Annotated in this window: 20 protein-coding genes; 15 read left to right on the forward strand and 5 right to left on the reverse strand. The window is 64.9% G+C overall.

The features are described from left to right. Nucleotides 1–135: 135 nt before the first annotated feature. From U4Y91_RS10820 to U4Y91_RS10830, 3 genes are all read right to left on the reverse strand, one after another. Nucleotides 136–1,821, reverse strand: coding sequence for a ShlB/FhaC/HecB family hemolysin secretion/activation protein (locus tag U4Y91_RS10820; RefSeq protein ID WP_321805052.1), 1,686 nt, complete (start codon nucleotides 1,819–1,821; stop codon nucleotides 136–138). Between the two features lie 144 nt (nucleotides 1,822–1,965). Continuing rightward, entirely contained in the window at nucleotides 1,966–3,315 is a 1,350-nt protein-coding gene (locus U4Y91_RS10825; protein ID WP_321805053.1) for a collagen-like triple helix repeat-containing protein, read from the reverse strand. A gap of 40 nt (nucleotides 3,316–3,355) precedes the next feature. After that, nucleotides 3,356–5,035, reverse strand: a complete 1,680-nt coding sequence (locus U4Y91_RS10830; RefSeq protein ID WP_321805054.1) for a collagen-like triple helix repeat-containing protein — start codon at nucleotides 5,033–5,035, stop codon at nucleotides 3,356–3,358. A 667-nt stretch (nucleotides 5,036–5,702) separates the two neighbouring features. Here U4Y91_RS10830 and U4Y91_RS10835 point away from each other — a divergent pair. The 14 genes from U4Y91_RS10835 to U4Y91_RS10900 all read left to right on the forward strand — a co-directional run bounded on the left by U4Y91_RS10835 (nucleotide 5,703) and on the right by U4Y91_RS10900 (nucleotide 19,305). Continuing rightward, entirely contained in the window at nucleotides 5,703–5,867 is a 165-nt protein-coding gene (locus U4Y91_RS10835; RefSeq protein WP_321802188.1) for a Flp family type IVb pilin, read from the forward strand. An 80-nt stretch (nucleotides 5,868–5,947) separates the two neighbouring features. After that, nucleotides 5,948–6,448 (forward strand): prepilin peptidase, encoded by a 501-nt coding sequence (locus U4Y91_RS10840; protein ID WP_321805055.1) that lies wholly within the window; start codon nucleotides 5,948–5,950, stop codon nucleotides 6,446–6,448. Then, entirely contained in the window at nucleotides 6,445–6,915 is a 471-nt protein-coding gene (locus U4Y91_RS10845; RefSeq protein WP_321805056.1) for a TadE/TadG family type IV pilus assembly protein, read from the forward strand. Before U4Y91_RS10840 ends, U4Y91_RS10845 begins: the two co-directional genes overlap by 4 nt. 88 nt (nucleotides 6,916–7,003) lie before the next feature. Continuing rightward, nucleotides 7,004–7,912, forward strand: a complete 909-nt coding sequence (gene cpaB, locus U4Y91_RS10850; RefSeq protein WP_321805057.1) for a Flp pilus assembly protein CpaB — start codon at nucleotides 7,004–7,006, stop codon at nucleotides 7,910–7,912. Between the two features lie 63 nt (nucleotides 7,913–7,975). After that, nucleotides 7,976–9,310 (forward strand): type II and III secretion system protein family protein, encoded by a 1,335-nt coding sequence (locus tag U4Y91_RS10855; RefSeq protein WP_415750456.1) that lies wholly within the window; start codon nucleotides 7,976–7,978, stop codon nucleotides 9,308–9,310. 45 nt (nucleotides 9,311–9,355) lie between these two features. Next, nucleotides 9,356–10,636 (forward strand): fimbrial protein, encoded by a 1,281-nt coding sequence (locus U4Y91_RS10860; protein ID WP_321805059.1) that lies wholly within the window; start codon nucleotides 9,356–9,358, stop codon nucleotides 10,634–10,636. A gap of 3 nt (nucleotides 10,637–10,639) precedes the next feature. Next, a complete protein-coding gene (locus U4Y91_RS10865; RefSeq protein ID WP_321805060.1) occupies nucleotides 10,640–12,001 on the forward strand; it encodes a CpaF family protein in 1,362 nt (453 codons plus the stop codon). Next, nucleotides 11,994–12,977, forward strand: coding sequence for a type II secretion system F family protein (locus U4Y91_RS10870; protein ID WP_321805061.1), 984 nt, complete (start codon nucleotides 11,994–11,996; stop codon nucleotides 12,975–12,977). The genes U4Y91_RS10865 and U4Y91_RS10870 overlap by 8 nt, the downstream gene beginning before the upstream one ends. A gap of 4 nt (nucleotides 12,978–12,981) precedes the next feature. Beyond that, on the forward strand, nucleotides 12,982–13,995 hold the full coding sequence (locus tag U4Y91_RS10875) for a type II secretion system F family protein (RefSeq protein WP_321805092.1): 1,014 nt from the start codon (nucleotides 12,982–12,984) through the stop codon (nucleotides 13,993–13,995). 24 nt (nucleotides 13,996–14,019) lie between these two features. Continuing rightward, entirely contained in the window at nucleotides 14,020–14,901 is an 882-nt protein-coding gene (locus U4Y91_RS10880; protein WP_321805062.1) for a pilus assembly protein, read from the forward strand. 23 nt (nucleotides 14,902–14,924) lie between these two features. After that, complete coding sequence (locus tag U4Y91_RS10885; protein ID WP_321802198.1) at nucleotides 14,925–15,257, forward strand: DUF3613 domain-containing protein; 333 nt, start codon at nucleotides 14,925–14,927, stop codon at nucleotides 15,255–15,257. A gap of 11 nt (nucleotides 15,258–15,268) precedes the next feature. Then, on the forward strand, nucleotides 15,269–17,134 hold the full coding sequence (locus tag U4Y91_RS10890) for a TadG family pilus assembly protein (protein ID WP_321805063.1): 1,866 nt from the start codon (nucleotides 15,269–15,271) through the stop codon (nucleotides 17,132–17,134). 17 nt (nucleotides 17,135–17,151) lie between these two features. Beyond that, the gene (locus U4Y91_RS10895; RefSeq protein ID WP_321805064.1) at nucleotides 17,152–18,543 is read left to right on the forward strand and encodes a sigma-54 dependent transcriptional regulator; all 1,392 of its coding nucleotides are present in this window, start codon (nucleotides 17,152–17,154) and stop codon (nucleotides 18,541–18,543) included. Nucleotides 18,544–18,597: 54 nt separating this feature from the next. Further along, nucleotides 18,598–19,305: a DUF2968 domain-containing protein gene (locus U4Y91_RS10900; RefSeq protein ID WP_321805065.1), complete on the forward strand. Its 708-nt coding sequence runs from the start codon at nucleotides 18,598–18,600 to the stop codon at nucleotides 19,303–19,305. 83 nt (nucleotides 19,306–19,388) lie between these two features. Here the strand turns inward: U4Y91_RS10900 and hfq are convergent, their stop codons facing one another. Further along, a complete protein-coding gene (gene hfq, locus U4Y91_RS10905) occupies nucleotides 19,389–19,955 on the reverse strand; it encodes an RNA chaperone Hfq (RefSeq protein WP_321805066.1) in 567 nt (188 codons plus the stop codon). Between the two features lie 297 nt (nucleotides 19,956–20,252). On the opposite strand from hfq, the gene U4Y91_RS10910 reads away from it, so the two are divergent. Further along, the gene (locus U4Y91_RS10910; RefSeq protein WP_321805067.1) at nucleotides 20,253–20,537 is read left to right on the forward strand and encodes a hypothetical protein; all 285 of its coding nucleotides are present in this window, start codon (nucleotides 20,253–20,255) and stop codon (nucleotides 20,535–20,537) included. Nucleotides 20,538–20,570: 33 nt separating this feature from the next. Here the strand turns inward: U4Y91_RS10910 and U4Y91_RS10915 are convergent, their stop codons facing one another. Continuing rightward, nucleotides 20,571–21,485: a DUF1571 domain-containing protein gene (locus U4Y91_RS10915; RefSeq protein WP_321805068.1), complete on the reverse strand. Its 915-nt coding sequence runs from the start codon at nucleotides 21,483–21,485 to the stop codon at nucleotides 20,571–20,573. Between the last annotated feature and the right edge of the window lie 21 nt (nucleotides 21,486–21,506).

The raw sequence follows: 21,506 nt of genomic DNA on the forward strand, positions 1-21,506 counted from the left end.
TGCGCCCGCACGACCGTCTGCATGGGACGGTGGCATGTTGCGAGCTTTGCCAGAATACGTGAAACCGCACGCTGCGTTTGATAGAGGGGGTTCTAATCCAAACGGCCCGCGAGACGCAGGCTGTCTGGTGACCGATCAGTTGAGCTGATACGAGAACGCGGCATTCACGCGCGGGCTGCGCGACGCGCTTTCAACCGGTGCATCGCCGACCGGCTTCGCGATATTCAGGTCGAGACTGTAGTAGCGGCTGTCGGTAAACCGCACGCCGATACCGACCGACGACAGGCGGCTCGGCGACGGCGTGCCGGTATGCAGGTACACGCGCGCCATGTCGTACGCGATGTACGGCGTGATCGATTTCATGTACGTCCAGCCCGGCGTGAATCCGCGGTTGACCTCCAGCGACATCCCCCAGCCCGAGTCGCCCGACGTTTCGCCGGGCTGGTAGCCGAGCGCATAGCGTGTCGAACCGAACGAGATCTGCTCCGACGTCGGCAGCGAGTCGGGGCTGTACTGGCCGGTCAGCGAGACCGACGTGCCGATCTTGAACGGCCATTCGTTGGTCTGCGTGAAGGTCGCGCCGGTGCGCACGAACGTCAGCGAGATCGGGCTGTCCACTGACGTCGTGTTCGAGCCGATCGTGATGTCCTGCGATTTCGACGCGCCGAGAATGTTGAAGCCCTTCGCGACGTTCACGCTCAGCTTCTGTACCTGCTTGGCCGATACGCTCGTGTAGTCGAGCTGCATCTGCAGCACGCGGACCTGCGAGCGTGTATCGATGCTGTTGCCGGTGATCTTGTTCTGGTAGCGGTCTTCGTTGTGCGACGCATAGCCCGACACGGTGCCGAGCAGGCTGCGCTGGTTGTTCAGCAGCAACGGATAGGATGCCGAAAGACCGAGCTTCTCGTTCTTGACGGTGCGCTCGACGGTCGACGGCAGGCCCGGGTTGTCGGTCGGCTTGCCGCGATACGTGCTGGCGTCGAGGCGCGTGACCAGGCCGCTGCTGCCGACCGGCACGGCGCCGCTGAATGCGACGTAGGTCTGCTTGTCGCGTCCGGGCGGCACCAGCGCGGAAATGCTCAATTGCTCGCCGAACGACGTGAGGCCGTTCTCCGTTGCGGTGATGAGACCCTGGACGCCCGGGTGATTGAAATCGATGCCGGTGCTGATGTTGAATGCCTTGCGGTCGACGGCCAGTTCGAGCGTCGTTGCGCCGTCGGTCGTCTGCGGCGGCGGCACATTGGCCTTCACCGACACGCCGGGCAGGAGGCCGAACGTGTTCACGTAGCGTTCGAACGTCGCGCGGCGCAGCGGGCGATCGGCCGTGATGTGCGCGGCGATCGCGCGGATCTTCGATTCCATCGCGCCGGGCTTGCCGGTCACCTTGACGTCCGACACATAGCCTTCGACGACCGTGACGCGCACGACGCCGTTCTCGAACGTCTGCGCGGGAATGAACGCGAACGACAGCGCGTAGCCGCGATCCTGGTACAGCTTGGTCACGCCGTTGGCGGTTTCGATCAGTTCGCCGATCGTGATGTCCTTGCCGACGAGGGGTGTGAAGCGACGCGAGATTTCGTCGAACGGCACCGACTTCACGCCTTCGACCTGGAACGTCGTCGGCGTCAGGTGCCGTGACAGCAGTTCCTGCAGTTGCGGTGCCTGCGGCGCGACCTGCACGGTGACGCTCGGGCCTTTCTGCGGTGCGTTGATCTGGGGGAGGGAATCGAGCGGGTTACCTGCCGCGCGTGTTTGTGCATGTGCCGTGCCTGCTGCCGCGATGGCGAGCAGCATCATCCATCTGTCGAGTCTGGATTTCATTGTTCTTCCTCGTAGGCCTTGCTTTTCATCTTCTTTCTAATGCGGGCGCGCGACACCAGGGTGTCGCGCGCCGCGTGCCGCATCGCCGGTTGTATTGGTACGGCCGCGCCTCCTGCTCCGGCTGCAAAGGCGCGATCGTCCTCCTTACTTGCCGACGCTACCCAGCGTGCCCAGCAGTCCCGTGACCGGTGCCAGCAGACCCGCCGAGCTGCCCGACGATGCTGCGCCCGTCACGCTGCCGACCAGCGACGTGACCGGTGCGAGCGGGCTCGACGAACCCCCGGTTCCTGCTGCACCGCCGACTGCTCCGGTGACAGTATTCAGCAAACCGGTGACGGGCGCGAGAGGGTTTGCCCCGCCTGCACCACCCGTTGCGCCGCCCAGCGTGCCCGTGACCGTCGACACGAGGCCCGTGACGGGCGCGAGCGGATTGCTGCCCGAGCTGCCCGTTGCGCCGCCGACCGCACCCGTGAGCGGACCGAGCGGCGTCGAGCCGAGGCCCGACAGCAGGCCGCCGAGTGGGTTCGTCGAGCCGGAACCCGACGACGTGCCGTTCTGGACCGTAGCCGTCGAACCGCCGACGAGGCCGGTGAGCAGACCGGGGATCGGTGCCGCGCCGTTCGGACCGTTCGGGTTCACGAGGCCGCCCGCGTTGGTCACGGTGTTGCCGACCGCAGTGACGAGCTGGCCGACGTCGCCGACGAGCGGCTGGTTAGAAGTGCTTGCGACCTTCGTGCCCGCCGAGCTGATTGCACCGCCGACCTGACCGAGCAGGCCCGACACGGGTTGCCCGAGGCCGGTGGTCGTGCCGACCTGTTGCGTGACCTGGCCTGCGGTGATCACCAGCGGCGTGATCGCCGAGCTGAGCGGTTGCGTAACCTGCTGCACGGCACCCGACGACAGTGTCGAACCGATCGTCGTGCCGGCTGCCGAGAGGCCGTTGGCAACGGTGTCGAGCACGGTTCCGACCGGCGTCGTGACAGGAGCGAGCGGCGCGAGCTGACCCGTGCCGAGCGCCTTGACCGTCGAACTCAGCCCGGACACGGTGTTGCTCGTCGCGCCGACGACATTCCCGAGGCCGGCGACCGTCGTGCCGACGGGATCCTTGATCGAGCCCGTCTGTCCCAGCCCGTTGCTCAACGCATCGGCAGCCGCGTTGATGATCGTGCCGGTGCTCGAGACGGTGCTGCCGACACCCTTCGTCACGCCGTCGCCGAGGCCAGGCACGCTGACGTTGCCGATCGTGCTGCCGAGGTCGGTCGCGGTCTGGCCGATCGTGCTGACCGTGCCCTTGGTGCCGGTGGACGAGCCGCTGGTGCCGCTCGTGCCACTGGTACCGCTGGCGCCGCTGGTGCTGCCGGTGTTGCTGCTGGTCGGCGGCGTGCTGACGCCGTTGCCGCCGCAGGCAGCCAGCAGGCACGCCGTGGCGAAGGCGGTGAGGGGCACGCGCCACTGGCGCAGGGTGACCGTCGTGATGGAACGTTGCTGGGACATGATGGACTCCTCGCTGTCTTGTCGATGAATGGATGTCGGATTACTTGCCGTGCGTGCCGCCGAGCAGGCCGCCGAGCAGCGACGTGACAGGCGCGAGCGGGTTCGAGCCCGAGCCCGAATTCGTGACGGCGCCCGTGGTGCCGCTCAGCGCCGGTACGCCGGCCGTGCTGGTGACCGCGGACACCGCGCCCGTCACGGGAGCGAGCGGGTTGCTGCCGCCTGCGCCGCCCGTTGCGCTGCCGAGCGCGCCGGTAACCGTGGAGACCAGGCCCGTGACCGGGGTGAGCGGGCCACCGCTCGTGCCACCCGTTGCGCCGCCGAGTGCACCGGTGACGGTGGAGACGAGACCGGTGACCGGAGCGAGCGGGCCGCCGCTCGTGCTACCCGTTGCGCCGCCGAGTGCACCGGTGACGGTGGAGACGAGACCGGTGACCGGAGCGAGCGGACCGCCGCTCGTGCCACCCGTTGCGCCGCCGAGTGCACCGGTGACGGTGGAGACGAGGCCGGTGACCGGAGCGAGCGGACCGCCGCTCGTGCCGCCGGCTGCGCCACCGAGTGCGCCGGTGACGGTGGAGACGAGACCGGTGACCGGAGCGAGCGGGCCACCGCTCGTGCCGCCCGTTGCGCCGCCGAGCGTGCCGGTGACGGTCGTGAGGAGGCCCGTGAGCGGCGCGAGCGGGTTGGTCGCGCCGCCGGTGCCGCCCGTGAGCAGGCCGCCGACGGCCTTTACGGTATTGCCGGTCGACGAGACGGTGCCGCCGAGGCCGGTCGTGACGGGGTTGCCGCCCGTCGACGCAATCAGCGCGCCGCCCTGGTTCAGGCCGTTGCCGATCGTGCCGAGCAGAGTGTTGACCGGGGCGCCGAGGCCGGTGGCCGTCCCGATCGTCTGCGTCGTCTGACCGACCATCGTCGTGATCGGCGTGATCGCCGAGCTGACCGTCTGCGTGACCTGCTGGATCGGGCCGGTCGACAGCACGTTGGACAGCGTGGTGCCGCCGTTCGAAACCGCGTTGCCGACCTGCGTCACGAGGCCGCCGACGGCGCCGGTGACGGGGGCGAGTGGCGACAGCGGGCCGCTGCCGAGGCTCGTCACCAGGTTGCCGGTCTGCGTGACTGCGCCGCCGAGCTGGTTCACCACGCCGCCGGTGCTGGCGACCGTGACGCCGACCGGGTCTTTCGTTGCGCCGAGCTGGCCGAGGCCGTTGCCGAGGCCATTGCCGAGTGCAGTGACCGCGCCGCCGACGTTCTGGATGATGCCGCCCGCGGCCTGCGTCGTGGCCGGGTTGACGCCGGGCAACGACTGGCTCGCGACGACGCCGCCGAGGTTTGACACGGTGCCGCCGAGATCGGTGACGAGATTGCTGCCGCTTGCGAGGACCTTACCCACTGCGTTCGACGACACACCGGAGGTGCCGCTCGTACCGCTGGACGTTCCGCTCGTCGTGCCGCTGGTGCTGCCGCTCGTCGAGCCGCTCGTGCTGCCACTGGTCGAGCCGCTGGTGCCGCCCGACGTGCTGCCGCTTGTCGAACCGGACGTGCCGCCCGAGGTGCTGCCGCCCGACGTGGAGATCGAGTCGCCACCGCCCGAGCTGGAGCCGCCGCTGAGCCCCTTGCTGATGGAACCGGAGCCGCCGCACGCGGAGAGGGAAAGCATGGCTGCCACGGTGGCCGCGATCATAGTCGTCCGGAGCGTGCCATGAGGGATAACCTGAATGTCCATTTCGTCCTCGCATTGAAGCTGATGTTGTGTTGAGTGATGCGAGGATTACTCTGCAACTGTCGTGCCATTTCGATGGCCGACGGTTCGACGATTGGTTTTAAACGGGGCAATTCCTTGTCGGAAAAGGGATTTAGGCAAACTGAAAGATTGTTGAATCTGTTTAAGAACGGTCGAGCGAGAACGGTTTCGGCCGCTTCGTAACGTAACGTCACAACATTGGCGTTACGCGTGCGGCGTAACGTGGGCGGGCGTGCAGGCCTGGCGGGCAGTCCGGCTGTTTTACTGGTGGATTAGGTGTGCACATCTAACCTATCGTAAGTCCTATGTGTAAGTCGTACCGAAACGCCGTACAAATACGCTGTGCTTACGGAAAGTTTTTTCGATCCGGCCTTGAAAGAGGTTGGAAGTTAAATAGGATCGGATATAGAATCCGGAGCAGGTGTAAGGAAATGTACAGCTCGGTACACAACGTTCGGGGAGGGTCACTATCGCGAATGTTAACTTGCATCAAATTGTGATACATGCCCCTCGGGGTGACATATAAAGAAAGCGCACCCGGTTGTCGTTACTTAGTTGTGGCGAACGACGCGGGGCAAGGGCCAGATATACGGGAACTACAACGTATAAAAGGCCAAAAAACGTACATACAGGCACGAGGAATTAAAAAATGAAAGCACTCATCAAGCGCTTCCTCAAGGAAGAAGACGGGGTTACCGCAATCGAGTACGGGCTGATTGCGGGTCTGATTGCAGCCTTGATCATTGCCAGCGTGACGACCATCGGCACGAAGATCTCGGCTCTGTTCTCCACGATCGCCAGTTCGTTGCCCTGACCCTTGCAGTTCGTTGGGGGCGAGCGAGCCGCGATTGCGGCTCGCTCGCTGTTACATGGGCATGCGCAGTCGATCGCGATATGGCATATCTCATCAGCACCAGCTTTTTTTTTGCCTGGGCCGTCCTTGTTGCTGCCGGTGATATTCGATTTCGACTCGTTCGGAATTCGCTTGTCATCTGCGGAGGCATTGCTGCACTCGTTAGTTCACTGATAAACGCAAATCCGTTTGGTATTTCAACCGAGCAGGCATTGATCGGCATGCTGGTCGGTTTGGTCGGTTTCTTCCCGCTTTTTGCGATGCGCGTCATGGGTGCGGCGGACGTCAAGGTATTCGCGGTTCTCGGTGCGTGGTGCGGCTTGCCGATATTGCTTTGGCTGTGGGTTATTGCCAGCCTTGCCGCCGGATTGCACGTCCTTGGACTGATGTTGCTGACGCATACGCCGCTTGGGGCGTTATGGGTGCGCGGACTGCCGGCAATGGCGCTCGGCGGGCGTCGCTCGACACCGTACGCGGCGTGTCTCGTTGTTCCCGCGGCAATTTGGCTGGCCTATCTGGTCGTAACCTGGAGCGGGCGATGAAACGACAATATCGACCGGGGGCGCGCTTGCGGGAGCGAGGGGCGACTGCCGTCGAGTTCGCGCTGGTGTTTCCGCTGTTTTTCCTGATTCTGTACGCGATCGTGACGTTCGGGCTGATCTTTGCGGTTCAGCAGAGCCTGACGCTTGCCGCGACCGAAGGGGCGCGTTCGGCACTGAACTACGTCTACGAGGCCAACGGGTCGGGTACGAAGGCACTGACGGACCGGGCGAGTGCGGCAAAGGCGACGGCTGTCGGTCTCACTTCGTGGCTGACCAACGTCCAGATCCCGGCGCCGGTATCGGGAACATGCAGCTACGACCCGACGATGTATTGCGTGACGGTCACGGTGACCTATCCGTACCAGGCCCATCCACTGGTTCCGTCCCTGCCGTTTCTGGGTCTCGTCACGCCGACACAGCTTACGGGCACGGCCACGGTCCAGATCAATCCGGCCACCATCCTATGAGCCGGGCAGTACGCATAGCGGGTCACATACACACGGCTGTGTCCGCGCTCGAACATAACTACATCAATCTACGGCACCGACATTCACCATGGCCAACAACTTGACGAAGATCATCGCCGGGCTGCTGATCGCAATCGCTGTTCTGCTCGGGATCTATGCTTGGACGCTTGGTCGCGCGCCGGCCCACTCGCCAGTCGTGGCCGCGCCGGCTGCAGCGGCGCAGTCGGTGCCGATCGTCGTGGCGGGCCGCCTGCTGCCGGCCGGCCAGCCGATTCCCGCCGATGCATTGAAGCTCGCGCAGGCTCCGTTGATGCCGATGGGCGGATTCAGCGATCCGGCGCCCCTCGTCGGTCGCGTGCCTGCGAACGACATTCTCGCTGCAGCACCGGTGCTCGAAGGCGGGTTGACCTCCGGATTGGCCGACCAGGTGGCGCCCGGTGAGCGCGCGGTCGCCGTCAAGGTCGACGAGACGAACGCGGTCGGCAACCGGTTGCGGCCCGGCAACTTTGTCGATGTGTTCCTGAACCTGCGGCGCGACGGCTCAGGCGGCGCGCAGGCGATCTCGGAGATTCCCGGTACGCAGGCACGCCTGCTGTTGTCGAAGGTCCGCGTGCTTTCGTTTGGCGACGCGACCTCGGATCGGGACGGCGGCGGCGGGCCGAGCGGCGCGGTCCGGACCGCGGTGCTCGCCGTGCCGACGGCACAGGTCGATGCGCTCACGCTTGCCGAAGCAAGCGGCCGTTTGACGCTCGCGCTGCGTAATCCGCGCGACACCGATATCGCGACACAGACGGTTGCGGTTCGTACGGCAGTCGGGGACGCGACGCCGTCTGCGCAAGCCGCGAGCGGCGTATGGCTGGATGACCTGTCGGGCGGACGTATACGCGGTATGCCCCGTGCGCCGGTTGCCTCGCGCGCGCCTGCTGTCATGGCCCGGGGAGGCGGCAGCAGCATCGAAGTCATTCGTGGCGGGCGTGCCGAAACGGTCGCCTATTGACATCAACGTACGATCATCGACAGCAGCAACGGAAGAGAGGGCCGCGCGACGGCCTCCGACACAATGACAAACAAACTGATTGCATACGCGATTGCTATTTGGGCCATGACCTTTGCCGTCCTGACGGAGGCTGCCGGCACAAACGGGTCGATTGACCTTGCGGTCGGCTCGCAACGTCAGGTTGCTGCCGGCCGCACGCTGCAACGGATCGCGGTTGGCGATCCGTCCATCGTCGACGTGCTGGTCATGAAGGGGAGCCATGCCGGATCGGTGCTGCTGGTTGCGAAGGCACCGGGTTCGACGAACGTGCTGTTGTGGGAACGGGGCCGTGACGAACCGACTGTGTGGAACGTCAATGTCGTCGATGCGGCTGCTCAGGCAGTACTTGAAGGCTCGGGGCCGAAGGTCAAGGCATACGGCGGAGCCGCGGTCTTGTCGGGCTCCGCGACGTCGCTCGATGCGCATGAACGCGCCGTGGCCGTCGGCAAGCGGATAGGCGGCAAGGACGGCGCAGTGATCGACGCATCGACGGTCGGTAACCGGAGCGTCGTGCAGGTCGACGTGCGCGTCGTCGAATTCAGTCGCTCAGTGCTGAAGGAAGCAGGGCTGAACTTCTTCAAGCAGAGCAACGGGTTCGCGTTCGGGGCATTTTCGCCGGGTGGTCTTCAGTCGGTGACGGGCGGCGCGACGTCGGGTTTTCAGGCGACGGCCGGCATTCCGATCGCGTCGGCGTTCAACCTGGTCGTGAATTCCGCCGGCCGCGGCATCTTCGGCAATATTTCGATTCTCGAAGCGAACAACCTGGCCCGCGTGCTTGCGCAACCGACGCTGGTGGCGTTGTCGGGGCAGAGCGCGAGTTTCCTCGCGGGCGGCGAAATTCCGGTACCGGTGCCGCAGGCACTGGGCTCGACGGCGATCGACTGGAAGCAGTACGGCGTCGGTCTGACGCTGACGCCGACCGTGCTGAGCCAGCACCGGATTGCGCTGAAGGTCGCACCCGAGTCGAGCCAGCTCGACTTTCAGCACGGCGTAACGATCAACAGCGTGTCGGTGCCGGCCATCACGACCCGGCGCGCGGACACGACTGTCGAACTGGGCGATGGCGAAAGCTTCGTGATCGGCGGCCTGATCGACCGCGAAACGATGTCGAATATCAGCAAGGTGCCGGTCCTGGGCGATCTGCCGATCATCGGTGCTTTCTTCAAGTCGCTGAATTACCAGCAGAACGACAAGGAACTGGTGATCATCGTGACGCCGCATCTAGTGGCGCCGATCGCGAAGGGCGCGCCGCTGCCGGCGACGCCGGGCGAGTTGTCCGAGCAGCGTGACGGGCCGGTCTGGCGCTCGTATCTTGGCGGCATTGCGTCACCCGATGCCGCGCCGGGATTTTCGAAATGACTGCACGGCGCGGTGTCGCGCGATATGGATTCGGGGATATTCAACGTGAACGCGAGAACCCATTCATTGGCTGAGCCCGCAGTGACTGACTATTTTGTATGCGCATCGCACCATGACGAGCATCTCCGCTGGCTGGGGGGCACGCTCGTCTCGGCCGGTACGGTGGAGGCGGTGTCGCTGGAGCCCGGCGCACTGGCCCAGCGCATCTCGGGGCTCAACCCCGCGATCGTCTTCATCGATTTTTCCCGCGCCCAAGCCGAGGCAAGTGCTGCCGCGGCGGCGGTGCGTCTCGCGCATCCAAGCTTGCCGGTCGTTGCGCTCGGTATGCTGGCTGAACCGGAAAGCGCACTTGCTGCGCTGCGGGCCGGCGTGCGCGATTTCATCGACGTGTCCGGCAGCGCGGAAGACGCGTTGCGTATCACGCGCGGGCTGCTCGATCATGCCGGCGCGGAATCTGCCAATCGCCACGGCAAGTTGGTCGCGCTGCTCGGCGCGCGCCCCGGGATGGGCGTGAGTACGCTCGCATCGAACCTGGCCGTATGGCTGCACAAGCGCGGGGCGGCCGGCAAGGTCGCAGGCGACGCGTCCGCGTTCGGTGTCGCCACGCCGCATGCCCGTCAAACCGCGCTCGTCGACCTCGGCCTGCCGGCGGGCGATAGCGTGCTGTTCCTCAATACGCGTTGCGAATTTCACTTTGTCGAGGCCGTCCGCAACCTGCGCCGCATCGACCGGACGTTCGTCAACACGGCTCTCGCACGACACGCGAGTGGCGTCGCACTGACGACGCTGTCGTCGAATCTCGCCGATTTGCGTGACGTGTCGTACGCCGCGTGTGTCGGCCTGCTGAACCGGTTGCGCGCATTCTTCGATCAGCAGATCGTCGATCTGGGCGGTTTTACCAACCTCGAGTTCGTCGCGCAGATCGCGGCGGTTGCCGACGAGGCGTGGCTCGTCTGCGACCAGGGCGTCGCGTCGATCGTCTCCGCGGTCGATCTGCTCGAAGGGCTACGCGATGCGGGAGTCGACCTCGGCAAGGTGCGTCTCGTCGTCAATCAGTACGACGCAGCGCTGAGCCTGACGCCGGCCCAGATCGCGGACCGGCTCGGCATCGCGTTGCTGACGACCCTGCCTGCGCGGCGCGTGTCGATCGGGCAGGCGGCGAACCAGGGGCGGCTCATCGTCGACATGGCCGAGCGCGACCCCTATGTGCGTGCGCTCGAGCCGCTCGCGGAGCGACTGACAGGCACGGTGGCGGCCGGAAAGACCGCCGCTTCGGGGCTGTCCGTGCTCAAGCGTTTCATTCAACCTTCGTCCAAGCGTTCGTAAGCGATGGCACACGACATTCAATTTGCCGACGGCGCCGCGCCGTTCTCCCAGTCGCAGCAGTTCCATGACATCAAGAATGCCGCGCACGAACACTTGCTGACGCGCATCGAGGAACTGGGGGCCGAATTCGGTCGTTGGTCGCGCCAGGCGATCAACCAGTTTGTCGATCTGGAAATCGACAGCTTCGTGCGTTTGCGGCGCATTCCGCTCAACGAGAACGAGGTCAGGACGATTGCAGAGGCGTTGACCAAGGAGCTTGCCGGGTTCGGGCCGATCGAGGATCTGCTCGCCGATCCGCATGTCGAGGACATCCTGATCAACGGCTACAACGACATCTACGTATCGCGCCACGGGATTCTGGTCAAGCTGCCGATTCGCTTTACCGACAACGCGCACCTGCTGCGTATCGTGCGACGCATCCTTGCGCCGATCGGCCGCCGCCTCGACGAATCGAATCCGATGGTCGATGCGCGGCTGCCGGATGGTGGGCGTGTCAATGTGGTGATCGAGCCGCTGTCGATCGACGGGCCGATCGTGTCGATCCGGAAATTCCGCAAGGATCCGCTCAAGCCGGCCGATCTGCTTGGCAACGGCACGTTCAATGCGGAGATCGGGGCGCTGCTCGAGGCGGCGGTCGAGGCACGCTGCAACATCCTCGTGTCGGGCGGTACGAGCTCAGGCAAGACTTCGCTGCTTAATGCGCTCGCGTTCCATATCCCCGAGCCGGAGCGTGTCGTGACGATCGAGGATACGGCCGAACTGTCGCTGAATCACCCGCATGTCGTACGCCTCGAAAGCCGGCCCGGTGGTTTCGACGGGACCGGCGTCGTGTCGATTCGCGATTTGCTGCGCAATACGTTGCGGATGCGCCCGGACCGGATCATCGTCGGCGAAGTGCGCGGCGGCGAGGTGCTCGAGATGCTGCAGGCGATGAACACGGGCCACGACGGCTCGATGGGGACGGTGCACGCGAGTTCGCCGCGCGAGTGTCTCTATCGTCTCGAGATGCTGGCCGGTTTTGCCGGGTTCCAGGGTACGGAATCGAGCCTGCGTCGGCAGATCGCGAACGCGATCGACTTCATCGTGCAGATCGGCCGTCTGTCGAACGGGCGGCGCCGGATCCTGTCGATTACCGAGGTCACCGGACTGTCGGACAACATCATCGCGACGCAGGAACTGTATCGCTATGAGGCGCGCGTGACGCCCGATGGCGAAGAGGTCGACAACTGGGAATCGCTCGGCATTCATCCGCATTCGCCGAAGCTTGCTCGCTTCCGTCAGACGCTGCAGGGCGGCTTCGGCGGGAATGGTGGCGGCGGTTTCGGCGGAGGGTTCGGCCGCGGAGGCGGGGGTTTCAATGTATAGCGTGCTCGCAATGGCGCTTCTGATGGCGGCCGCCGCGCTGATGCTGTGGCGACACGGGGAGATGAAACGCGATCGCGCCGACGTCCAGCGCTTCATCGACAGCCGGATCGAACCCGGTGCGCGAGCGGGGGGTGTGCCGCTGCGGGATACCCGGGCGGCGTCTGCCGCAGCGGCAGCGCCTGCCGCGACACGCGTATCACCCGGTGTTCCGGCTTCGCAATGGGGCCGCTGGCGGGCGGTCGCGACCGAATATTTCGGCAACGTGGCAAGCCGCGCGGGAATTGAGGGGGCGCTCGGCAAGGCGTTGCTTGCGGTGCTGGCGCTGACCGTGGCCGCGCTCGCGGCAGGCGACCGGGGTGGATGGCTTGGCGGCATCGCTGCGCTCGTCTGCGGTGCGGCGGTGCTCGCATTCTGGCTGGTGTCGCGCATTCATCGGCGGCGCCTGATGATCGTTCGTCAGCTGCCGTCGTTTCTGGACGGGATCGTGCGGCTCGTGACGCTGGGCAATAGCGTGCCGGCTGCGTTCCAGGCCGCGCTGCAGACGACCGAGGCGCCGTTGCGCGGTTGCCTGGACCACGTGTCCCGGATGCTGCGTACGGGTGTCGAGATCGATCGCGCGATGATGCATATCGCGAGTGTGTACCACACCAAGGAGTTCGAACTGGTCGGGTCGGTGCTGCGTCTGTCGGTACGGTACGGCGGTCGCGCGGACATCATGCTCGACCGGATGTCGACGTTCATGCGCGACCTCGAACAGGCCGAGCGCGAACTGGAGGCAATGTCGTCGGAAACGCGGCTGTCTGCATGGGTGCTCGTCATGCTGCCGATTGCGATCGGCAGCTTCGTCATTGCGACCAATCCGCTCTATCTCCAGTCGATGTGGAACGACTACACCGGTCGCCAGTTGCTGGTCCTCGCCTTCATGCTGCAGGTTGCGGGCGGGATCTGGCTTTACCACATGGCCAAACTCAGGTGACGGCATGACAGCCAATCAACTTGGTTCGCTCGCACTGGTGCTTGGCGCGCTGGGCATCCTGATGCTGGCGCTGCTCGCGATCCGTAGTGCGAAAGCGCAATCGCGCAGCGGCCGGACACTGACCGACGCGCTCGAGCGGCGGCTCGCCACGCTGGCGGCCGCAAGCGGGCGGGCAGCGCAGGATACGCACGAGCCGTTGCTGAAAGATTCGGATGTGCGGCAGGCAGCCGGTCGACCGTTGCGATTCGCGCAGGTGCAGGCGCGCCTGTCGACGCTCGGGATGCGCTGGCTGGATACCGGTATCGGTCGGCTTGTCGTTGCCGAAGAAGATCGGCTGCTGCTCGAGCAATGCGGTTTTGTCGATACGCGTACGCGCGGCTTGTTCCTGAGTGCGCGGATCGCCTGCTCGATTCTCATTCCGTTTGCCTACATCGGCGTGGTTGGGCCGCATGTGAGTGGCACGCAGTGGTGGTTCGGCGTGGGCATTTCGTTCATCGTCGGATTCATGGTGCCGAAGCTCTACCTGCGGCGCCGTGCCGCGAAGCGTCGACAATCGGTGATCGACGAACTGCCGTTGCTGGTCGACATGCTGCGTCTGCTTCAAGGGGTCGGCCTGTCGCTCGATCAGAGTATCCAGGTCGTCACGAACGACTTCAAGAGCATGATGCCGGTGCTCTCGTCGGAAATGGAGATCGCCCAGCGGCAGTTCGCGGCGGGGCGCACGCGCGAGCAGTCGTTGCAGCGGTTGTCGACGGGCTTTGAAAACGAGGATCTACGCGCCATCGTGCGATTGCTGATCCAGGTCGACAAGCACGGCGGCGCAGTCCAGGAGCCGCTCAAGCAGTTCGGCGAACGCTTGCGCGAGGCGCGTCGTGCAATGCTGCGCGAGCGTATCGGCCGGCTGACGGTGAAGATGACGGGCGTGATGATCGTGACGCTTCTACCCGCGCTGCTGATCGTGACGGCCGGGCCGGGGATGATTTCGGTATTGCGTGCGCTGAGCCGGGCGCAGCACTGACGCAGGGAAGGGGAAGGACGGAAGATGAAACGCATCGATGAAGTCGCGAAAGTGGCCGGCGTGGTGGCGATGGCGAGCCTGCTTTGCGCGTGTTCGGCGTTCAAGGAAAGCGGGTACGGCGTCGGTCCGCAGGCGGAGCGTGCGGCATTGATGGACGCCGCGGCCCAGAAACAGGCGGCGCCCGATACGCCCGGCATGTATCTGGGCCTGATCGAGCGGATGCAGTCGCAAGGACTGTATTACGCATCGCTGGCGCATATCGACGCGTACGAGAAGCAATACGGTGCGTCACCACAGACCATCCTGCTGCGTGCCGATGCGTTGCGCATGACCGACCAGCCGGCCGCGAGCACGGCCGTGTATACGCAACTGCTCAATACGCCGCTGGCAGCACGCGGGTATCGCGGACTGGGGCTGATCGCCGGTGCGGCAGGTGATTTCCCGCGCGCCGCGCAGGCATTGTCGCAGGCGACGGTGCTGGCACCGACCGATGCCGTGACGCTGTCGGATCTCGCCTACGCGAAATTGCGCTGCGGCGATATCGACGGTGCGCGCATCCCGCTGATGAAGGCAGCCGAACTCGACCAGAGCAATCCGAAGATCATCAGCAACCTGATGCTCTACCTGCTCGCATCCGGCCGTACGCACGATGCACAGCGGCTCATGGCGCAGCAGAAGCTGTCGGCCGAGATTCGCAACGACATCCGCGGCGACGCGACGAAAATCGCGACGGCAGCGCGTGCATGGCGCCGCGCGGCGTCGTCATCGGTCGCGGCGGTGACGCCTGTCGGTTCGGGCAGCGTGATCAACGTGTCTGGCGCCGATGTCGCACGTCGGCCGTCGCCAGTCGCAAACATTCAGGGATTCGATCCCACGGCGCCGCTGTTGCAGCGGTTTGCACAATGACAAAGCATTCGGGGGGAAGGGACATGACGAACGACAAACGCTTCAATCGCCGCGTGGCACGGCTGCACCGCGGTATCGCAGTGATTGTGTTGATGGGCGCTGCAACGGCAGCACATTGCGAGGAATCGATGTCGCCCGCGTCGGAAATCGGCCACTCGACCGACGCGCTGCTTGCGCTGCAGCGAGACAATCGGGCAGCCGGACCGGCGTTGCCGATGCTTGGCGATACCGCGTCCCTGAGCTACCAACGCTACCTCGATTCGTTCAAGCACAAGATTCCGGAGTCGATGGGGTCACCGGTCAACACGAACGGCAACGGCGGATCTGGTGGACAGCAGTCCGCGCAATCGTATTGAGCGAGGCGACAATGATCGCGGCTCGCCATTCGTCCCATCGCCTGACCGCACGGGGTCATGCCGCACCGCGCCGCCAGCGCGGCGCCGTCGTCGTCATGGCGTCCGTATGGATATTACTGGCGATGGTGATTCTCGGTTCGGTCGACATCGGCAACGTGTTTCTGGCACGTCGTGACATGCAGCGCGTCGCCGATCTTGCGGCACTCGCCGCGGTCCAGCGGCTGGACGACACGTGTGCAAACGTGACGAGCGTGGCGACGAACAACGCATCGAAGAACGGCTTTTCCGTCGGCGGCGCCACAACGCTGTCGGCCGATTGCGGTTACTGGGCACCGACGGCTACCGGGACGTCGAGCACGTTCTATACGTCAAAGACGTCGATCCCCAAGCTTACCCAGCTTAATGCGGTCCGGGTCACGATTTCCAAGGTGATGCCGTATTTCTTCTTCGGACCGACGCGCACCGTCACCGCCACGTCGACCGCGAAGGCGACCAATATCGACACGTTTTCGATCGGCGCGACGCTGGCCGCCGTCGGCGGAGTCGGCTGCTCGGGAGTCCCAACTGGCAATCCCGGCCTTGTGAATGCGCTGCTGGGCGCGCTGCTGCAAGGACAGAGCGGTACGCCGCTGACGCTCAATCTCGCGTCCTACCAGGGGCTCGCGTGCGCGAACGTCAAGCTGGGTGATATCGCCGTCGCACTGCAGTCGCTGTCGGTCGGCAACGGAACGATGGGCGGGCTGGTCAATGCGCAGGCATCGGTCGGCACGCTGCTCAAGGCGATGGTGGCGGCCGTCGGGAAGACCTCTACGCTCGGCGCCACCGTGCAGTCGAGTGCCACAGGCGCGTTGAACGACATCCTCAGCCTGAGCCTGCTCAGCAATTCCAACATCAACGTCGCGAGCCTGACCGGGCAGAGTGGCACGTCGCTGCTGAAGCTCGGTCTCGCGAATACGCAGGCGGCGGCCGACGCAACCGTGAATGTGCTCGATCTCGTGATGGCGACGGCGCAGATCGCACAGAGCGGCAAGCCTGGCATCGTGATCGGTGCCAATGTGCCGCTGACACTGCCGAACGGCAATTCCGTATCGATCGTACAGCTGCAGGCGCAGGTCATCAGTCCGCCGACCATCGCGGTCGGCGAGGGAGGAAAGGATGCGACTGGCGCGTGGCGCACGGTCGCGACGAATGCGCAAATCGGCCTCTATCTCGTCGTCAATCTTGGTGTGAACCCGCTGCCGGTCGTGGTGTCCGCGAACGTGTACCTTCCGCTTTACGTGCAGCTCGGTGCCGGAAGTGCGACGCTGCTGTCGACCAATTGCCTGACCATGCCGAATTCGGCCACGATCAGCGCGCAGCCGAGCGTCGCGAATCTCTGTATCGGACAGCCGCCGCTCAGCGGTAACCTGCTCAACCTGCCGGCGACCTACAGCTGCTCGACGCCGGCCCAGGTAGTCGACGTGCTGGTCCTGGGCGGTGCGGTCGAGGTTGCCGCGACCGTCTCGAACGTATCGGTGAATCTGGCCGGAAACAGCGCGACCAATACATTCTACGGGCGGGGCGGAAGCGATCCATCGTACTACTGGACGACCAACACGAATGCATTGGGTTCTGCCGTGAATAACGCATTGGCTGGCCTGAAGTCGGCCACGATCACGCCGACCGTTAAGGTGCTGTTCGGACTGTTCTCGGTCACGATCACCCCGGATTTTCTTTCGTCGCTGCTGTCGGTCTTGACCACGGTTCTGAGCCCGCTTTTGAGCGCGCTGGACGGTATTATCGGTCCGCTGCTGGATCTGCTTGGCGTCCAGCTCGGTGCCGCCACGGTGCATCAGATGTCGCTGACCTGCGGCGCTGCGCAAACTGTCAGTAATTAGAGAAGCAAGACCACCCGATGAGAACCCCCTCCGCAATCGCAGAACTCGACCTGTACGTCTGGGAAGGCAAGGCGGACATTGTCGACCGCGTTGCCCGCTGCATGGCGAGCTTCGACGTCGAAGTGATCCGCGCCGACAATGCGGAAATCTCGCCGGAGCGCGCCGCATTGCGGCCATCGCTCGCGATCATCAGCGTGACGATGATCGAAACCGGCGCGGCGTTCCTGCGCGACTGGCAGGCCAACATCGGCATGCCGGTCGTCTGGGTCGGCGCGGCGCGCGACCACGACGCGTCGCAGTATCCGCCCGACTATTCGCACATCCTGCCGCTCGACTTCACGTGCGCCGAGCTGCGCGGGATGATCGGCAAGCTCGTCACACAGCTGCGCGCGCATGCGGCCGATACGCTGCGGCCGTCCGAACTCGTCGCGCACTCGGAGTCGATGCAGGCGCTGCTGCACGAGGTCGATACGTTCGCCGACTGCGACACCAACGTGCTGCTGCACGGCGAAACCGGCGTCGGCAAGGAACGCATCGCACAATTGCTCCACGAAAAGCATTCGCGCTACCGCGACGGCGAATTCGTGCCGGTCAACTGCGGTGCGATTCCGGACGGCCTGTTCGAATCGCTGTTCTTCGGGCACGCAAAAGGCTCGTTTACCGGCGCGGTGGTTGCGCATAAAGGCTATTTCGAGCAGGCGGCGGGCGGCACGCTGTTCCTCGACGAAGTCGGCGATCTGCCGTTGTATCAGCAGGTCAAGCTGTTGCGCGTGCTCGAGGACGGCGCCGTGCTGCGGGTCGGCGCGACGACGCCGATCAAGGTCGATTTCCGTCTCGTCGCGGCCAGCAACAAGAAGCTGCCGCAGCTCGTGAAGGAAGGCCTGTTCCGCGCGGATCTTTATTACCGGCTCGCGGTGATCGAACTGAGCATTCCGTCGCTGGAAGAGCGGGGCGCGGTCGACAAGATCGCGCTGTTCAAGTCGTTCGTTGCGGAGGTGGTGGGCGACGAACGGCTCGCGCAACTGTCCGACCTGCCTTACTGGCTCGCGGATGCGGTCGCGGACAGCTATTTCCCCGGCAATGTGCGCGAACTGCGCAACCTTGCGGAGCGCGTTGGCGTGACGGTGCGGCAAACGGGCGGCTGGGATGCCGCGCGACTGCAGCGGCTGGTCGCGCATGCGCGCAATGCGGCGCAGCCGGTGCCGGTGGAGAGCGCGGCGGAGGTCTTCGTCGACCGCAGCAAGTGGGACATGAACGAGCGCAGCCGCGTGATCGCGGCCCTCGACGCAAACGGCTGGCGACGCCAGGATACGGCGCAACAGCTCGGCATCAGCCGGAAGGTACTGTGGGAAAAGATGCGCAAATATCAGATCTTCGACGAAGAGCCCGAGACCCGCGAAAGCGAATAATTAATGCGATAAAATCGCGCTGAATTACAACGACACGGGCAGGAATCAAAATTCATGAGCCATATGACGGGGTGGGGGCGGGCGTGGGTGTTGCTCGCGATGATGGGAGGCACGCAGGGCGCGTTCGCGCAGGGATTGGCGGGCAATGCATCGCCGGCGGTACAGCAGGCGTCGGCACCGGTGGCGGCGATTCCGGTGATCGATCAGCAGGTTCAAACCTCGATACAGCCGCAGGCAGGCGAGACGACGGGGCAGAGCACGGTTGACGAACTGCAGCGCCAGATCCAGGCGCATTCGCTGACGGAAATGCGCACCAGCTATAACGGCAGCTACGGCGCGAGCCAGCTGTTCAGCGTGAAGGACGGTTCCTATTTCGTCGCGCTGTTCCAGCAGAAGGCGTTCTGGCGCGTGATCAAGACTTACGACGAATCGCGGGCGGAAGCGATCTATCGCGATTTCTCGCGTCAGGCGGAACGGCTGTCCGTCAACGAGCTGCGTGCGGCGAAGCTGGAATCGCAGAAGGTGCAGACGGACCGGCAGATCGAAGTCGCGCAGGAGCGCGCGCGGCGTCTGCAGGCCGACATCTCGATCGCCCGCGAGCAGCAGGCGGCGGTCGCGGATCGTCAGAAGAGCGTCCGCAACGAAACGGCGGCGCTGCAGGCGCAACAGGCGGCGCTTCAGTCGCAACTGCGCGCATTGCAGCAGCAGGTGCGTTCGCTGCAGCGGGAGGCCGACGCAGGTTTGCCGACGACGGCACACTGAGCGATCACGGCACGGCCGGTGCGGCGACATGCCGCGCCGACGCGCCAGAAAAAAGGGCAAGCCGCTTGGCTTGCCCTTTTGTTTTACTGGCCGTCCGGCACGATGCGCCGGCGGCGCGTGACGATCACCGGCCCGTTGCCGCCGCGTGCGTCGGACGGCGACGTGTTGCCCGATGCGTCGCCGGCATCGCGCGGTGCGCCGTAGCTTTCGCGCGGTGCGCCATAGCCTTCGCGGGGCTCGCGCGGCGCGCCATAACCCTCGCGCGGTTCACGGGAACCGTAACCTTCACGCGGCTCGCGCGAGCCGTAGCCGCCGCCGTCGCCACGCGATTCGCGGGGGCCGCCGTGCGAGCCGTACGGGCTGTGGCCGCCGCCTTCGCGGCCGCCCGGCCGACCGCCGGGCCGCGGGCCGCGGGGACCGCCGCCGCCCGGGCGCGAGCCGCCCGTATCGAGCTGGATCGTGGAAATCGCACGCTTGTAGATGCCTTGCAGACCCACGGGGGTGCGCAGCATCACCAGGTACTGGTCGAACGACTCGATACATCCCGTCAGACGAATGCCGTTGACGAGATAGATTTCAACACGCTTACGTTCCTTGCGCGCCGAATTGATGAAGTCGTTTTGCGGATGGGATTCTGCGGGATTGGCCATTGAGGTGCGGCAGGAGCCTGCGTCAGAGAATATGTTGTGCGTGTGTGTGTGGCGTGGTCGCCCACCAAGTGTTTGGCGGGATTTTACCCTGTTCGTTCCACCAGCGCGCAGCCGTGATTGTGTCGAACCGTAACCCACTATAGACGTTCCCGTGCATTTTCGCGATTCGGTCAAATGGCTAGTGCCGTTTCGTTACGTCGCGTTACGAATCTCGCAATGGCGTAGCACCTGGCGGCGCGCGGCGGGATTACATTCCACGCGCATGCCGGGCAGGCCGGCGGATCCGGGAAGGGGAACATGAACAAGAGGGGATTGGCGGTGTGGATCGGAAGTGTGGCGTTGCTCGCTTCCGGCAGTGCAATGGCGGGGCGTGTCGACCTGTCGGTGGGCATCGGCGTGCCGGTCGCACCGGTCTATGTCGAGCCGGCACCGGTCTATGTGGCGCCGCAGCCTGCGGTGGTCGCTTATCCGGGTTACGGATACGGCTACTACGGCGACGAGGATGACGACGGCTACCGGAAATGGCGCAAGCACTATTACAAGCATTGGCGCAAGCATCATCACGACGACGATGATGATTGAGCGCGACGTGCGTAGCGCCGGCGCCGGTGACGATCAGAACGCGTAGTCCGGGTTCTTCGGGTCGAACGCGGATTCGTCGAGCGTCGCCGGCGCGATTTTCTCGATGACGATCCGTTCGAAGATCCTGCCGTCGTTGTCATAGGACTCGATGGTCCTGAAGTAGGGCGCGTGCAGGTCGAGCCCGAGGATTTCCTTTTTCGCGTAGAACTGCGGCCGGCCGGTCGGCGTCTCGTAGGTGAGCGCGACGACGCGCACTCCGCCGATCGTCTTCGCTTCCACCTGGGTCGGCCGCTGCACGCCGGCTTCCTGGTATTTCCGTCCTTCGGTCAGGTACAGGTTCGTGATGAACTCGGTGCCGAGATCCTTCACCTGGTGATTCGACTGCGCACGCGCGAGTGCGCCGTCGAGCGCCGTCCACAACGGAATCTTGCCGAGCAGGCCGCCGAGATGGCCGTACATCTCGTCCTTGCGCCGTGTCGTGTCGTAGATCGTCTCCTGTCCCGCATGCGAGCCGCCCGGCAGCCATTTCGCATAAACGCGCAACGGCTCGCGGGTCGTCTTCACGAGCATGCGGTCCGGCGTGTCGGACCATTTCCCGCTGATGCGTTCCTGACGCACCAGCGTGAACTGGTATGACGGATAGCCGTTGGGACCATTGCGGATATAGAGCGGTACGGCGAGCGGATCGAGTGCCTTGAACAGCACCGTGAGCGTCGCGTCGTCGAGTTGCGCGAGCGTGCCGCGCTGGGCGGCCGAGCGCAGCCAGCGCGCCTGTTGCGCGACCGGCTCGCGCGTGACCTTCGCCAGCTCCGCCGGCAGTGCGGCCTCCTGTACCGCGCTCGCGGCATCGGCGGTTTCCTGGGCGTGCAGGCCGGCTTGCGCGAGCGACAGCACGCACGCGAGTGCCGCGGCGGCGTACCGCGCGCGGCGCTTTGTTCCTTCGTTCATCGACAGCGTCTCCCGGCGCGT

Source organism: Burkholderia sp. BCC1993 (genome assembly GCF_905339865.1).
Classification (GTDB): domain Bacteria; phylum Pseudomonadota; class Gammaproteobacteria; order Burkholderiales; family Burkholderiaceae; genus Burkholderia.